This window comes from Dickeya zeae NCPPB 2538 (assembly GCF_000406165.1).
Lineage (GTDB): Bacteria > Pseudomonadota > Gammaproteobacteria > Enterobacterales > Enterobacteriaceae > Dickeya > Dickeya zeae.
The window spans coordinates 4,225,788-4,239,755 of record NZ_CM001977.1 but is presented as its reverse complement, the minus strand read 5'-3'; the positions used below and the strand labels follow the sequence as shown (position 1 = coordinate 4,239,755).

Annotated in this window: 11 protein-coding genes and 1 riboswitch; of the genes, 8 read left to right on the top strand and 3 right to left on the bottom strand. The window is 53.2% G+C overall.

Features of this window, described 5'->3' with window-relative positions; all coding sequences use genetic code 11:
- Positions 1-97 precede the first annotated feature (97 nt).
- From metB to metF, 3 genes are all read left to right on the top strand, one after another.
- Positions 98-1,258 carry a cystathionine gamma-synthase gene (gene metB / locus DZE2538_RS18595; protein WP_019846445.1) on the top strand — a complete coding sequence of 387 codons (1,161 nt, stop codon included), beginning with the start codon at positions 98-100 and terminating at the stop codon, positions 1,256-1,258.
- A 2-nt stretch (positions 1,259-1,260) separates the two neighbouring features.
- Positions 1,261-3,696, top strand: a complete 2,436-nt coding sequence (locus DZE2538_RS18590) for a bifunctional aspartate kinase/homoserine dehydrogenase II (protein ID WP_038916959.1) — start codon at positions 1,261-1,263, stop codon at positions 3,694-3,696.
- Between the two features lie 310 nt (positions 3,697-4,006).
- On the top strand, positions 4,007-4,903 hold the full coding sequence (gene metF, locus DZE2538_RS18585; protein WP_038914815.1) for a methylenetetrahydrofolate reductase: 897 nt from the start codon (positions 4,007-4,009) through the stop codon (positions 4,901-4,903).
- A 130-nt stretch (positions 4,904-5,033) separates the two neighbouring features.
- On the opposite strand, the gene DZE2538_RS18580 is transcribed toward metF, so the two are convergent.
- A complete protein-coding gene (locus tag DZE2538_RS18580; protein ID WP_019846447.1) occupies positions 5,034-5,765 on the bottom strand; it encodes a glutathione peroxidase in 732 nt (243 codons plus the stop codon).
- A gap of 162 nt (positions 5,766-5,927) precedes the next feature.
- On the opposite strand from DZE2538_RS18580, the gene oxyR reads away from it, so the two are divergent.
- Positions 5,928-6,845, top strand: a complete 918-nt coding sequence (oxyR, locus tag DZE2538_RS18575; protein WP_019846448.1) for a DNA-binding transcriptional regulator OxyR — start codon at positions 5,928-5,930, stop codon at positions 6,843-6,845.
- Between the two features lie 49 nt (positions 6,846-6,894).
- Here oxyR and sthA read toward each other — a convergent pair whose 3' ends face one another.
- Entirely contained in the window at positions 6,895-8,295 is a 1,401-nt protein-coding gene (gene sthA / locus DZE2538_RS18570) for a Si-specific NAD(P)(+) transhydrogenase (RefSeq protein ID WP_028085708.1), read from the bottom strand.
- Positions 8,296-8,500: 205 nt separating this feature from the next.
- On the opposite strand from sthA, the gene fabR reads away from it, so the two are divergent.
- Entirely contained in the window at positions 8,501-9,133 is a 633-nt protein-coding gene (gene fabR / locus DZE2538_RS18565; protein ID WP_016942852.1) for an HTH-type transcriptional repressor FabR, read from the top strand.
- Positions 9,134-9,154: 21 nt separating this feature from the next.
- The gene (locus DZE2538_RS18560) at positions 9,155-9,529 is read left to right on the top strand and encodes a YijD family membrane protein (RefSeq protein ID WP_019846450.1); all 375 of its coding nucleotides are present in this window, start codon (positions 9,155-9,157) and stop codon (positions 9,527-9,529) included.
- A 39-nt stretch (positions 9,530-9,568) separates the two neighbouring features.
- On the opposite strand, the gene trmA is transcribed toward DZE2538_RS18560, so the two are convergent.
- Entirely contained in the window at positions 9,569-10,672 is a 1,104-nt protein-coding gene (trmA, locus tag DZE2538_RS18555) for a tRNA (uridine(54)-C5)-methyltransferase TrmA (protein WP_038916958.1), read from the bottom strand.
- A 153-nt stretch (positions 10,673-10,825) separates the two neighbouring features.
- Positions 10,826-11,021: riboswitch (cobalamin riboswitch) on the top strand.
- A 71-nt stretch (positions 11,022-11,092) separates the two neighbouring features.
- On the opposite strand from trmA, the gene btuB reads away from it, so the two are divergent.
- The gene (gene btuB, locus DZE2538_RS18550; RefSeq protein WP_038917226.1) at positions 11,093-12,979 is read left to right on the top strand and encodes a TonB-dependent vitamin B12 receptor BtuB; all 1,887 of its coding nucleotides are present in this window, start codon (positions 11,093-11,095) and stop codon (positions 12,977-12,979) included.
- Positions 12,924-13,796: a glutamate racemase gene (murI, locus tag DZE2538_RS18545; protein WP_038916957.1), complete on the top strand. Its 873-nt coding sequence runs from the start codon at positions 12,924-12,926 to the stop codon at positions 13,794-13,796. Before btuB ends, murI begins: the two co-directional genes overlap by 56 nt.
- Positions 13,797-13,968: the final 172 nt, after the last annotated feature.

Below are 13,968 nucleotides of genomic sequence, written 5' to 3'. Positions count from 1 at the left end.
GAAGTTTAGAAGTCCAGATGTATTGACGTCTATATTATCCAGGTTTACTCTCTAACCTAACTTCTTCACCTCAGTCTTCCAGTCAGGAAAAGTACCGATGACGCGTAAACAGGCTACTATCGCAGTCCGCAGTGGGTTAAACAACGACGAGCAGTTCGGTTGTGTTGTTCCCCCGATTCACCTCTCCAGTACTTACAACTTCACCGGTTTCAATGAGCCCAGAGCGCATGACTATTCACGGCGCGGCAACCCGACCCGTGATGTTGTCCAGCGCGCGCTGGCGGAGCTGGAAGGCGGAGCGGGCGCGGTCATGACCAGCAGCGGTATGTCGGCTATCATGCTGGTTTGTACGGTATTCCTGAAGCCCGGCGATCTGTTGGTCGCGCCGCATGATTGTTACGGCGGCAGCTATCGTTTGTTTGACAGCCTGAGCAAACGCGGTGCTTTCAACGTGAAATTCGTCGATCAGGGCAATCTGGCGGAACTTAACGCCGCCCTGGCGGAAAAACCAAAACTGGTGCTGGTTGAAAGCCCCAGCAACCCGCTTCTGCGCGTCGTGGATATCGCTGCTATCTGTCAGGCGGCCCGTGATGTTGGGGCGGTGAGCGTGGTGGATAACACCTTCCTGAGTCCGGCGTTACAAAATCCGCTCAAACTGGGTGCGGATCTGGTGGTGCACTCCTGCACCAAATACCTTAACGGTCATTCGGATGTGGTGGCAGGGGCGGTGATTGCCCGCGACTCCGATGTGGCGACGGAACTGGCCTGGTGGGCTAACAACATTGGTGTGACCGGCGCGGCGTTTGATAGCTACCTGTTGCTGCGTGGTATGCGTACGCTGTCGCCGCGTATGGCGATGGCGCAGAAGAATGCATTGCAAATTGTGGAGTATTTGCGGCATCAGCCACTGGTCAAGGCGTTGTATCATCCTTCTTTGCCCGAGAATGCCGGCCATGAGATTGCCTGTCGGCAGCAGTCCGGTTTTGGCGCGATGCTGAGTTTTGAGCTGGATGGCGATGAAGATACCCTGCGTCGTTTTCTGTCCGCGCTGGATCTCTTCACGCTGGCGGAGTCGCTGGGTGGCGTCGAGAGTCTGATTTCTCATGCCGCGACTATGACTCACGCAGGTATGGCACCGCAAGCGCGCGCCGCCGCCGGTATCTCGGAAACGTTATTGCGTATTTCTGTCGGCATTGAAGATGGTGACGATCTGGTCGCCTCTCTGGACAGAGCATTTCAGGCAGCAGCCAAGAGGTAACAATGAGTGCGTTAGGGATAGCAGCGGCCGTAAAAGGACGGCAACTGCATAAATTCGGCGGCAGCAGTCTGGCAGATGTGAAATGTTATCAGCGTGTCGCTGGCATCATGGCGAATTACAGCCAGGCTGGCGACTTGATGGTGGTCTCAGCGGCAGGCAGCACCACCAACCAGTTAATTAGCTGGTTGACCCTCAGCCAGTCGGACCGGATTTCCGCCCATCAGGTACAGCAGTCGCTGCGCCGTTATCAAAGCGAACTGATTTCCGGTTTGCTGCCCGCCGAAACGGCAGCACCGCTGATTAATGAATTTATTCGCGATCTGGAACGTCTGGCGGCGTTGCTGGATGGCAAAATGACCGATGCCACCTATGCCGAAGTGGTGGGGCACGGCGAAATCTGGTCGGCACGGCTGATGGCGGCAGTGCTGAATCAGAAAAACCTGTCGGCGGCCTGGCTGGATGCGCGAACCTTCCTGCGCACCGAACGGGCGGCACAGCCGCAGGTCGATGAAGGCCGCTCATGGCCATTGTTGCAGCAATTACTGACCCAGCATGCCGGGCAGCGGCTGGTCATCACCGGTTTTATCAGTAGCAACGAGGCCGGTGAAACCGTGCTGCTGGGGCGTAACGGCAGTGACTATTCCGCCACTCAAATTGGCGCGCTGGCGGGTGTTGAGCGCGTGACTATCTGGAGCGACGTGGCCGGTGTGTACAGCGCTGACCCACGCAAAGTCAAAGATGCGTGTTTGCTGCCGTTGCTGCGGCTGGATGAAGCCAGCGAGCTGGCTCGTCTGGCTGCACCGGTACTGCATGCCCGTACCCTACAGCCGGTTTCTGGTAGTGATATCGATCTGCAATTGCGCTGCAGCTATCAGCCAGAGCAGGGGTCGACTCGTATTGAGCGCGTGCTGGCGTCCGGCACCGGTGCCAAGATTGTCACCAGCCATGATGATGTCTGCCTGATTGAGATTGGCGTACCGGCGGATCACGACTTTGTCCGTATGCACAAAGACGTCGAGCAGCTGTTGCAGAAAGCGCAAATTCGGCCGCTGGCGCTGGGCGTACATCAGGACCGTAACCTGCTGCAATTGTGCTACACCTCGGAAGTGGTAGGCAGTGCCTGGCAAGTGCTGGAACAGGCGGCGTTGCCGGTATCGCTACACCTGCGTGAAGGGCTGGCGTTGGTCGCGTTGGTGGGGGCCGGTGTGTGCCGTAACCCGTTGCACAGCCACCGTTTCTACCAGCAATTGCGTGACCAGCCGATCGAGTTCGTCTGGCAGGCGGAAGACGATATCAGTCTGGTGGCGGTATTGCGCGTCGGGCCGACCGAGCATCTGGTGCGCGGTCTGCATCACTCGCTGTTTCGGGCGGAAAAGCGCATTGGCCTGGTCGTGTTTGGCAAAGGCAACATCGGTTCTCGCTGGCTTGAACTGTTCGCCCGTGAGCAGAGCCTGATTTCGGCGCGTACCGGTTTTGAATTCACGCTGGCGGGGGTGGTGGATAGTTCCCGCAGCCTGCTGAATTACGAGGGGTTGGATGCCAGTCGCGTACTGGCTTTCTTTGGCGATGAAGCGCAGGAACGTGACGATGACGAACTGTTCCTGTGGATGCGTGCTCATCCGTATGATGATCTGGTGGTGTTGGATGTCACCGCGAGTCAGTCGGTTGCTGACCTTTATCTGGATTTTGCCAGCTACGGTTTCCATGTGATTAGCGCCAATAAACTGGCGGGCGCGTCCGGCGGCGATAATTACCGCCAGATTCGCGATGCCTTCGCGAAAACCGGGCGTCACTGGTTGTATAACGCGACAGTTGGTGCCGGGTTGCCGGTGAACTATGCGGTGCATGATCTGCGTGAAAGCGGTGACAGCATTCTGGCTATCAGCGGTATTTTCTCCGGCACGCTGTCATGGCTATTCCTGCAGTTTGACGGCACGGTGCCGTTTACCGAACTGGTGGATCAGGCCTGGCAGCAAGGGTTGACCGAGCCGGATCCGCGCGTTGATCTTTCCGGGCAGGATGTGATGCGCAAGCTGGTTATTTTGGCGCGTGAAGCCGGTTATGAGATAGAGCCCAATCAGGTGCGGGTGGAGTCACTGGTGCCTGCCGGGTGTGAGAATGTCTCGGTGGATCAGTTCTTTGAAGATGGTGAGCCGCTGAATCAGCAGATGTTGCAGCGACTGGAAGCCGCCAATGAGATGGGGCTGGTGCTGCGCTATGTCGCCCGTTTTGATAGTAACGGCAAAGCGCGTGTCGGTGTAGAAGCGGTGCGGGCGGATCATCCGCTGGCGGCGTTGTTGCCGTGTGATAACGTATTTGCCATCGAAAGCCGCTGGTATCGTGACAACCCACTGGTGATCCGTGGTCCGGGCGCTGGCCGCGATGTGACTGCAGGTGCCATTCAGTCGGATCTCAACCGTCTGGCACAACTGCTGTGACCGGTCGGGCGCGACCCCGATAGTCTTTTACGCAATAAACCGAAGAGCCTGCAACCGCAGGCTTTTTTTATGCTATGGGCCTGCGCAGTGGCAAAGCGAGCGATTGTTGCCAATACTGAAAACGAATTCCTTATTTTTTATGTGTGTTTGTAATCATGAATTTTCTTCATGTTGCGTGAGTAAACATCAGCATTCATCACGTTGAAAAGCGTTGACTCTTTAATCGGATTCGGTCATTTTCTATATAGACGTCTAAACGTATAGACGTTTGTAGAAAATAACGATGATAATGGCTAATCGAGGTAAGGATATGAGCTTTTTCCACGCGAACCATCAGGAAGCGCTGAACCAGAATCTGGCGGAATTACAGGGCCGGATTAACGTTTCCTTTGAGTTTTTCCCACCGCGTACCAGCGAGATGGAAGAAACACTGTGGAACTCGATTGACCGCCTCAGCAGTCTGAAACCTAAATTCGTGTCGGTCACTTACGGTGCCAATTCCGGTGAGCGTGACCGCACCCACAGCATTATCAAAGGCATCAAGGAACGTACCGGTCTGGAAGCCGCGCCACACCTGACCTGTATTGACGCCTCCCGTGACGAGCTGAAAGCCATCGCCCAGGATTACTGGCAAAGTGGTATCCGCCACATCGTTGCCCTGCGTGGTGACTTACCATTGGGTGGTGGAAAACCGGATATGTATGCCGCTGATCTGGTGACCTTGCTTAAAGAGGTCGGTGATTTTGATATTTCGGTCGCAGCCTATCCGGAAGTTCATCCGGAAGCGAAAAGCGCACAGGCAGACCTGATCAACCTGAAACGGAAGATTGATGCCGGTGCCAGCCGTGCCATCACGCAGTTCTTTTTTGATGTGGAAAGCTATCTGCGTTTTCGTGACCGCTGCGTGACGACCGGTATTGATGTGGAAATCGTACCCGGTATTTTGCCCGTATCAAACTTCAAGCAGTTGCAGCGTTTCGCCACCATGACCAATGTACGGGTACCAAACTGGATGACGGCGATGTTTGATGGGCTGGATAACGACCCGGAAACCCGCAAGATGGTGGGGGCTTCCATTGCGATGGATATGGTGAAAATCCTCAGCCGTGAAGGGGTGAAGGACTTCCATTTCTACACCCTGAACCGTGCCGAACTGAGTTACGCCATTTGTCATACGTTGGGTGTCCGCCCGATAGCGTCTGCCTGACGTTTTTGCTGAGCATGAACAAACGCCCGTCTGGAGAGCACCAGACGGGCGTTTGTGTTTTGAGTACTAAGCGCATCGAATAAAAAAAGGGCGGGCCGAAGCCCGCCAAAGTTTCGTTGGCTTATAAAACTTATATCGTCAGGAAGGTTTCAAGTTCTTCGCTGCCGCCGATATGACGACCGCCGATAAACACCTGAGGTACGGTACTGCGCCCGGTTACGGCACGCAGGCTGACCGTAGTCGCATCTTTACCCAGCATGATTTCTTCATATTGAAGGCCGCGATCTTGTAATAACTGCTTGGCCTTGGCGCAGAACGGGCAGCCTGGCTTGGTGAACAGTGAAACGGATTCCTGAACCTTATAGTGTGGAGCGAGGTACTTCAGCATGGTGTCGGCGTCGGAAACTTCAAACGGGTCGCCCGGCTTGTTGGGTTCAACAAACATTTTCTCTACCACGCCGTGACGAACCAGCATGGAGTAGCGCCAGGAGCGGGGGCCAAAGCCCAGTTCCGCTTTTTCGACCAGCATAGCCATGGCACGGGTAAACTCGCCGTTACCATCGGGAATAAACGTAATATTTTCTGCGTTCTGATCCGCTTTCCAGGCATTCATGACAAACGTGTCGTTCACGGATACGCACAGAATAGCGTCAACGCCAAACTGCTTGAATACCTCAGCCAACTCGTTATAGCGTGGCAAATGACTGGAAGAGCAGGTAGGTGTAAAAGCCCCTGGTAAAGAGAAGACGACGACGGTCTTATTGTTAAAGAGTTCTTCGCTAGTCACATCAACCCATTGATCTCCCTGGCGAGTATGGAAAGTGACTGACGGAATTTTTTTGCCTTCTTGGCTTACAAACATATTGTCGTCTCTACTGGTCGAAAAGTTCTGTCTGGCTGAATCCATTGCTGAGCAGGACTCGGTTCGTGAGGGATATTATTCACTATTAAATGTTGATAGGACTAATCGTTCATTGCTATCCTATCTATCGCTAGGGACTATCATGTTTAGGGGAATCAGGGCATGAATATTCGGGATTTAGAGTATCTGGTGGCGCTGGCGGAGCATCGCCATTTTCGACGCGCAGCAGATTCTTGCCATGTCAGCCAGCCCACACTCAGTGGCCAGATTCGTAAGTTGGAAGACGAACTGGGGGTGATGTTGCTGGAGAGAACCAGTCGCAAAGTGCTGTTTACTCAGGCGGGGCTGTTGCTGGTGGAACAAGCCAGAACGGTGCTGCGTGAAGTGAAAGTGCTAAAAGAAATGGCTAGCCAGCAGGGGGAAACCATGTCCGGCCCGCTGCATATCGGCCTGATCCCGACTGTCGGTCCTTATCTGTTGCCCCAGATTATCCCGATGCTACACCGTACTTTCCCGAAGCTGGAAATGTATTTGCATGAAGCTCAGACACACCAATTGCTGGCACAGCTCGACAGCGGCAAGCTGGATTGCGCTATTTTGGCGATGGTGAAAGAGTCGGAAGCCTTTATCGAAGTGCCGTTGTTTGATGAGCCGATGAAGCTGGCGATTTATCAGGATCACCCTTGGGCGAATCGCGAGCGGGTGGCGATGTCAGATTTGTCGGGTGAAAAACTGCTGATGCTGGAAGATGGGCACTGCCTGCGCGATCAGGCGATGGGCTTCTGTTTTCAGGCCGGTGCAGATGAGGATACCCATTTCCGGGCCACCAGTCTGGAGACGCTGCGCAATATGGTAGCGGCGGGCAGCGGTATTACGTTACTGCCCTCGCTGGCGGTGCCGCAGGAGCGGATACGCGATGGCGTATGCTACCTGCCTTGCTACAAGCCGGAGCCCAAACGCACCATCGCACTGGTGTACCGTCCAGGCTCGCCGCTACGCGGCCGTTATGAACAACTGGCTGAGTCGGTGCGTGAGCACATGCAACTCCACATGGAGCAACTGGCGCAACAGTCGGCCTAATCAGCCAGTAGCCAGGTTCCGCGTTTCCAGCCTGAGTAAAAACCGGTTATCAAAATAACCGGTTTAAGCCGTTTAACGCTGCGACCCGATAGGCTTCCGCCATGGTCGGGTAGTTAAAGGTGGTATTCACGAAGTACTCTATCGTGTTGCCTTCCCCTTTCTGCTCCATAATTGCCTGACCGATGTGAATGATTTCGGCCGCCCGCTCGCCAAAGCAGTGGATGCCGAGAATCTGCTTGGTATCGCGGTGGAACAGAATTTTCAGACTGCCGACATTCATGCCCACAATTTGTGCCCGCGCCAGGTGTTTGAACTGCGCTCGGCCCACTTCATACGGCACTTTCATCGCCGTCAGTTCCTGCTCGGTTTTACCGACGGAGCTGATCTCTGGAATGGTATAAATACCGGTAGGAATGTCCTCAATCAGGTGAGCGATAGCCTCGCCTTTGGTAATGGCTTGCGCCGCGATGCGGCCCTGATCATAGGCGGCCGATGCCAGACTGGGGTAGCCAATCACGTCACCCACGGCGTAGATATGAGCCTGAGCCGTCTGGTACATGCTGTTGACCTTCAACTGACCACGACTGTCGGTTTCCAGCCCGATAGTGTCCAGCCCCAGGTTTTCGGTGTTGCCGGTACGCCCGTTGGCATAAAGCAGGCAGTCTGCTTTCATTTTTTTGCCAGATTTCAGGTGAATGATGACGCCATCATCCAGCCCTTCGATACGCTCGAATTCCTCGTTATGACGAATGACGATGCCGCTATTCCAGAAATGGTAGGACAGGGCGTCGGACATCTCCTGGTCGAGAAACGCCAGCAGACGATCACGGGTATTGACCAGGTCAACTTTGACGTTTAATCCCCGGAATATCGAGGCGTATTCACAGCCGATAACCCCTGCACCATAGATGATTACATGCTTGGGTTCATAATCCAGATCGAGAATGGAATCGCTGTCGTAGATGTGGGGATGATCGAAATCCACACTGGCGGGATGATAAGGGCGTGAACCGGTAGCGATAATGATATTCGCGGCGGTCAGCGTGTCGTGAGTGTCATCCGGGTAATACACCGCGATGGTATGCGCATCGATAAACCGCGCTTCACCAGAAAATATTTCGCAGTGATTGCGTTCGTAGAAGCCCTGACGCATACGGGTTTGCTGGCCAATAACGCTGTCAGCATGGCGCAGGATGTCGGAGAACGAGGAACTGATGACGCGGGCGTTGTCGCTATACAGAGGGTTTTGATTGAATTCGATGATACGGCTGACGGCGTGTCGCAGGGATTTAGACGGGATGGTGCCCCAGTGGGTACAGCCACCGCCGACATTGTAATGCCGCTCTATCACGGCAACTTTCGCCCCTTGTTTGGCGAGCCCCATGGCCGCCCCCTCACCACCCGGACCTGAACCAATCACGATGGCATCGTAATCGTATTGCTGTTGTATGGACATGGTAGGAACCACCTGTTTTTATACAAGTTACTAACGCTATTGTAACATCGTCGGAATGATAACCCAATCATCCCTGATATTTGTATGGAAACCCAGGATCACATTTTTACTATGACAAACTTTGGCGCAGTATGTAGCAAGTAAAGTTGTTATAGTGCTGTCCTTGACGTAAGGAGAGCCGATGACTGCAGGCAGGATAATGGGTGTCAGAGCACAACAAAAAGAACGAACTCGCCGTTCCCTGATTGAGGCTGCTTTTAGCCAGTTAAGCGCTGAACGCAGTTTCGCCAGCCTGAGTTTGCGTGAGGTGGCTCGTGAAGCGGGCATTGCCCCGACGTCGTTTTATCGCCATTTTCGCGATGTCGATGAATTGGGGCTGACCATGGTGGATGAGAGCGGGCTGATGCTGCGTCAACTGATGCGGCAGGCTCGTCAGCGCATTGTCAGAAGCGGCGGTAGTGTGATCAGAACGTCTGTTTCCACATTTATGGAGTTCATTGGCGACAATCCCAATGCGTTCCGGCTGCTCCTGCGGGAACGCTCCGGTACGTCAGCCGCGTTCCGTGCTGCCGTGGCACGCGAAATTCAACATTTTATCGCTGAACTGGCCGACTATCTTGAAGTCGAAAATCATATTCCACGCAGCTTCGCCGAAGCACAGTCAGAAGCGATGGTGACTATCGTATTCAGCGCGGGTGCCGAAGCGCTGGATGTGGATCTTGAACAACGGCGTCAATTGGAAGAACGGTTGGTGTTGCAATTGCGCATGATTGCCAAAGGCGCCTATTACTGGTATCGCAAAGAGCAGGGCAAGGGTGTTTACCTACCCTGAGGGATAATCAGAGGACATGTCATGACAGAGCAGATAAATTCAGAGAAAAGTACGTTGGTGCTGGCGGTGGTCGCTGGTTTGTCCGCGAACGGTTCCTTTATCGCCGTGTTCAGTTCTATCGTGCCGTTTTCCATTTTTCCGTTGATAGCGCTGGTGCTGTCGGTTTACTGCCTGCATCAGCGTTATATGCATCATGCTATGCCCAAAGGCACGCCACTTTTGGCGGCGAGCTGTTTCCTGTTCGGTTTGTTGCTTTACAGCGCCATTGTACGAGCCGAGTACCCGCAGATAGGTTCCAATTTTGTGCCGTCCATCCTTTGCGTCGTGCTGGCGCTGTGGCTGGTCGTCAAACTGCGGGCCCGCAAGCCCGACAGTAATGACATCAATACGCCTTAACTCGCTTTACCTGCTGAGTTTTGCCTACTACAGGTCGTGTTACTGGCGTTTTTCCAGTAACACGCCACATTCCATGTGATGGGTATAAGGGAACTGGTCAAACAGCGCTAACTGGCTTATCTGGTGCGTTTGACTCAGTGTTTCCAGATTGGCACACAGGGTTTCCGGGTTGCAGGAAATATAGAGAATGCGTGGGTATGCCTGTACCAGTTTTACGGTCTCGTTATCCAGGCCGCTGCGTGGTGGGTCGACAAAAATCGTTTCACAGCGATAGCTCGTCAGGTCGATGCCTTGCAAACGATTGAACTGGCGTACCCCTGTCATAGCCTGGGTGAATTCTTCTGCCGCCATGCGAATAATCTGCACGTTATCAATCTGGTTGGCGGCAATATTATATTGCGCTGCCGCGACTGACGGTTTGGCTATCTCCGTTGCCAGCACCCGCTCAAAATTGCGCGCCAGCGCCAGTGAGAAATTGCCGTTGCCGCAATATAACTCCAGCAAATCGCCTGTTGCGCCTTGCGTGACGGATAACGCCCATTCCAGCATCTGAATATTCATCATGGCGTTAGGCTGGGTGAAGCTATTTTCCACCTGACGATAAATCATCTGTCGGCCTGCGACCGGCAGACATTCATCCACGTAATCCCGGTCCAGACAAATTTTGGTTTTCGTTGCGCGACCAATCAACTGTAGAGCAAAACCCTGTGCGCGTAGTCCATCGCACAAGAGGCGAGCTTGTTGTTGCCACTCGGCATCCAGTGCTTTGTGGTAAAGCAAGGATACGGCGATCTCGCCACTTAGCGTGGAGAGATAATCAATCTGGAACAGTTTGCGCCGTAGCACCGGTTCGGCGCGTAGTGCGTTAAGCAGCTCGGGCATCAGGCGGTTAATCAGCTCGCTGGCAGCCGGAAACTGATCGACCCTGATCCGTTGTTTGGTCTGCTGATCAAACATAATGTGGTAGAGATCGTCGCCATCATGCCAGATCCGAAACTCTGCCCGCATCCGGTAGTGACTGACCGGCGAACGGAATACAACCGGTGCCGGCGCATCGAATGGCACCATCATGGCACCAAGACGCCCGGTTTTTTCTTCAAGTTGGGCGTCATATTGGTCGATGGGCAGAATCTCTGGCGTCATGATGGTCTCATCTGAAAAAACGGCTGGAATAATATTGCTACGTGACAGATAGCTGTCAGGGCGCGATTGTAGGGCATCCGGAGGGGATGTCCAGTCTTGCTGTACGGATTCGCTTATCTAAAAATGGAAGTCTAGACATCTACCTGCCTCGATCGTAGCATGAGCATCCGGTCTTGCCTCGCAAGTGAAAAGGGAATCCAGTGTGAATCTGGAGCTGACGCGCAGCGGTAATGGGAATGGGCAACGATAATAGGTATAGACACTGTCCTGACGGATGGGAAGTCATCGTTGCCGCGCCAGTTAATGGCTGCACCCAAGCCCGAAGACCTGCCGGAATACGTCGCACTATTTCATGGTCATCGCGTGCTATCGATCGTGAGGATGCGGCATCCTGCCAATTCAGTTTGGATGCTTCTTAACATGCTTAATAAAAAAATAACGATGCTGGCGGCGACGGTAGCCACGGCTTTTTCGGGGTGGGCGCAGGGTAGCGACAACACACAACAAGACAGCAATAGTGATGCAATGGTGGTGACCGCCAACCGTTTCCCCCAACCGATTTCCACCGTGTTGGCCCCCACGACGGTAGTGACGCGTGATGATATTGACCGCTGGCAGTCAAAAAGCCTGACCGACGTTATGCGCCGGTTGCCGGGGGTAGATCTCTACCAGAGCGGTGGTCTAGGGCAGCAGAGTGGATTATTTATTCGTGGCGCTTCATCAAGCCATGTATTGATATTGATTGATGGCGTGCGGCTTAATCAGGCTGGTGTCAGCGGCTCTTCCGATATCAGCCAAATCCCGATTTCCCTGGTTCAGAAAGTGGAATATATCCGCGGGTCACGCTCAGCCGTTTACGGCTCGGATGCGATTGGCGGCGTGGTGAATATCATCACCACCCGCGAGAAAAAAGGCACGACCCTTTCCACGGGCATCGGCTCCAATGGTTATCAGTCTTATGACGCCTCCACCCAGCAGCAATTGGGCGCGAATACGCTGGCAACCTTTGCCGGGAATTACACCTATACCAGAGGGTTTGATGTTGTCGCCAATCTGCCCGATTCGTTTGGAGACCCCGCCCAGCCTGATCGCGATGGTTTCATGAGCAAAACGGTATACGGAAATGTCGAACATCAGTTCAGCGAGAATGTCAGCGGGTTTGTTCGCGGATACGGCTTTGATAATAGGACGGCGTACGATGGGACAGCCAGTTTCAATCGGCCGGAGGCCTTTCCTGATACCCGGCAGCTCTATAGCCAATCCTGGGATGGCGGACTCCGTTACCACCAGGATATGTGGTCATCTCAACTGATTACCAGTTATAGCCATAGCAAAGACTATAACTATGACCCACGTTTTGGTATTTCTGATATTTCTGCCACGCTGGATGATATCCAACAGTACAACGTTCAGTGGAGCAACAGTGTTCAGGTAGGAAAGGGCAATATCGGGGCGGGTGTTGACTGGCAGAAACAAACCACTGAACCTGGCACAAACTTTATCGCTAATGGTTATGAGCTCCGCAATACCGGTATTTATACCACCGCGTTACAGGCATTCGGCCCGGTAACCCTTGAAGGGGCTCTACGCAGCGATGACAGTTCCCAGTTTGGTCAACATACCACCTGGCAAAGCAGTGCCGCATGGGAGTTCGTTGATGGTTATCGTTTGCTGGCATCTTATGGAACGGGCTACAAAGCACCAACCATCGGCCAGCTTTACGGATCGTTTTCTGGAAATGCTAACCTTAAGCCTGAAGAAAGTAAGCAGTGGGAAGGTGGCATTGAAGGTTTGACGGGGCCAGTGAACTGGCATGTGTCAGCATATCGTAACGATGTGGATAATTTAATCCAGAGCGGCAGTGCGCCAACTTTCGCAAATGTGAATGTCGGTCGTGCCCGCCTACAGGGCGTTGAAGCGACAGCATCATTTGATACTGGCTTTGTGTCACATAAATTGTCGTACGATTATTTGGACCCACGCGATCTCGATACCAACCAAATATTGACCCGACGCGCCAGACAGCAATTTAAATATGATTTGGACTGGCAATTCAACGATCTGGACTGGACGGTCACTTATCACTATCTGGGGGAACGTTATGACCAGAACTTCAATACCACGCCAGCAGAGAGGGTGAAGCTGGCTGGGGTGAGTTTGTGGGATATCGCGGCATCATATCCTGTCACCTCACATCTGACAGTTCGTGCTAGAATAGCCAACCTGTTTGATAAGAATTATGAGACGGTATATGGCTACCGAACTGCAGGGCGAGAATATTATCTCACCGGAAGCTATAGTTTCTGATTTACCCAACCGCCCGACGGTCCTGGTGTTTGATTCCGGGGTGGGCGGTTTGTCCGTTTATGATGAAGTTCGCAAATTGCTGCCGGACTTACATTATATTTATGCATTCGATAATGAGGCTTTTCCCTATGGGGAAAAGCCTGAGCAATTCATTATCGAACGAGTGCTCTCTATCGTCGAAGCGGTGGAGAAGCAGCATCCATTATCTCTGGTGATTATTGCCTGTAATACTGCCAGCACGATTTCACTGCCCGCATTGCGTACACGTTTTGATTTCCCGGTCGTTGGGGTAGTCCCGGCAGTTAAACCTGCCGCAAAGCTCACTCGAAACGGTGTAGTCGGCCTATTGGCAACCCGGGCAACGGTCCAGCGCTCTTATACTCATGAACTGATTTCGCGTTTTGCTCATGACTGCCAGATTTTGCTATTGGGTTCTGCGGAGTTGGTTGAGTTTGCCGAGGCGAAATTACAGGGTGAGTCGGTATCTGAAGATGCACTGCGCAAAATTCTGCGTCCGTGGCTGAAGTTGCCTGAGCCGCCGGACACGGTTGTATTAGGGTGCACGCATTTCCCGTTATTGACCGAGGAACTGCAGCAGGTACTACCTGATGGTACAAGGTTGGTTGATTCTGGCTCGGCAATTGCGCGTAGAACCGTATGGCTGATAGAACATTTAGATAACCCTAAATGTTCGACGGAGAAAAACCTGGCTTATTGTTTGTCGATCACACCCAAAGTGGCGGCGCTTTGGCCAGTTCTACGCCGTTATGGCTTCCATTCACTCGAAAAACTGCCATTAAACACAGTGAATGAGTGAATATTGAGCGGTCGGGATTGTTTTTGAAATTAGTGCTTGTCAGGCCGGAATAACTCCCTATAATGCGCCTCCACTGACACGGCAACGGCGAAACGCCAGCGCGGTTTCAGTAAGAAATCAGGCGCATACCGCTTGACTTCTTGTCGGGAAAGCATAATATATGCGACCCGCA

Excerpts from the sequence above, each read along its gene's own strand:
- fabR (WP_016942852.1), top strand. The coding sequence starts at position 8,501 with ATGGGTGTCAGAGCACAACAAAAAGAACGAACTCGCCGTTCCCTGATT.
- trmA (WP_038916958.1), bottom strand. The coding sequence starts at position 10,672 with ATGACGCCAGAGATTCTGCCCATCGACCAATATGACGCCCAACTTGAA.
- DZE2538_RS18560 (WP_019846450.1), top strand. The coding sequence starts at position 9,155 with ATGACAGAGCAGATAAATTCAGAGAAAAGTACGTTGGTGCTGGCGGTG.
- DZE2538_RS18590 (WP_038916959.1), top strand. The coding sequence starts at position 1,261 with ATGAGTGCGTTAGGGATAGCAGCGGCCGTAAAAGGACGGCAACTGCAT.
- oxyR (WP_019846448.1), top strand. The coding sequence starts at position 5,928 with ATGAATATTCGGGATTTAGAGTATCTGGTGGCGCTGGCGGAGCATCGC.
- btuB (WP_038917226.1), top strand. The coding sequence starts at position 11,093 with ATGCTTAATAAAAAAATAACGATGCTGGCGGCGACGGTAGCCACGGCT.
- metF (WP_038914815.1), top strand. The coding sequence starts at position 4,007 with ATGAGCTTTTTCCACGCGAACCATCAGGAAGCGCTGAACCAGAATCTG.
- metB (WP_019846445.1), top strand. The coding sequence starts at position 98 with ATGACGCGTAAACAGGCTACTATCGCAGTCCGCAGTGGGTTAAACAAC.
- murI (WP_038916957.1), top strand. The coding sequence starts at position 12,924 with ATGGCTACCGAACTGCAGGGCGAGAATATTATCTCACCGGAAGCTATA.
- DZE2538_RS18580 (WP_019846447.1), bottom strand. The coding sequence starts at position 5,765 with ATGTTTGTAAGCCAAGAAGGCAAAAAAATTCCGTCAGTCACTTTCCAT.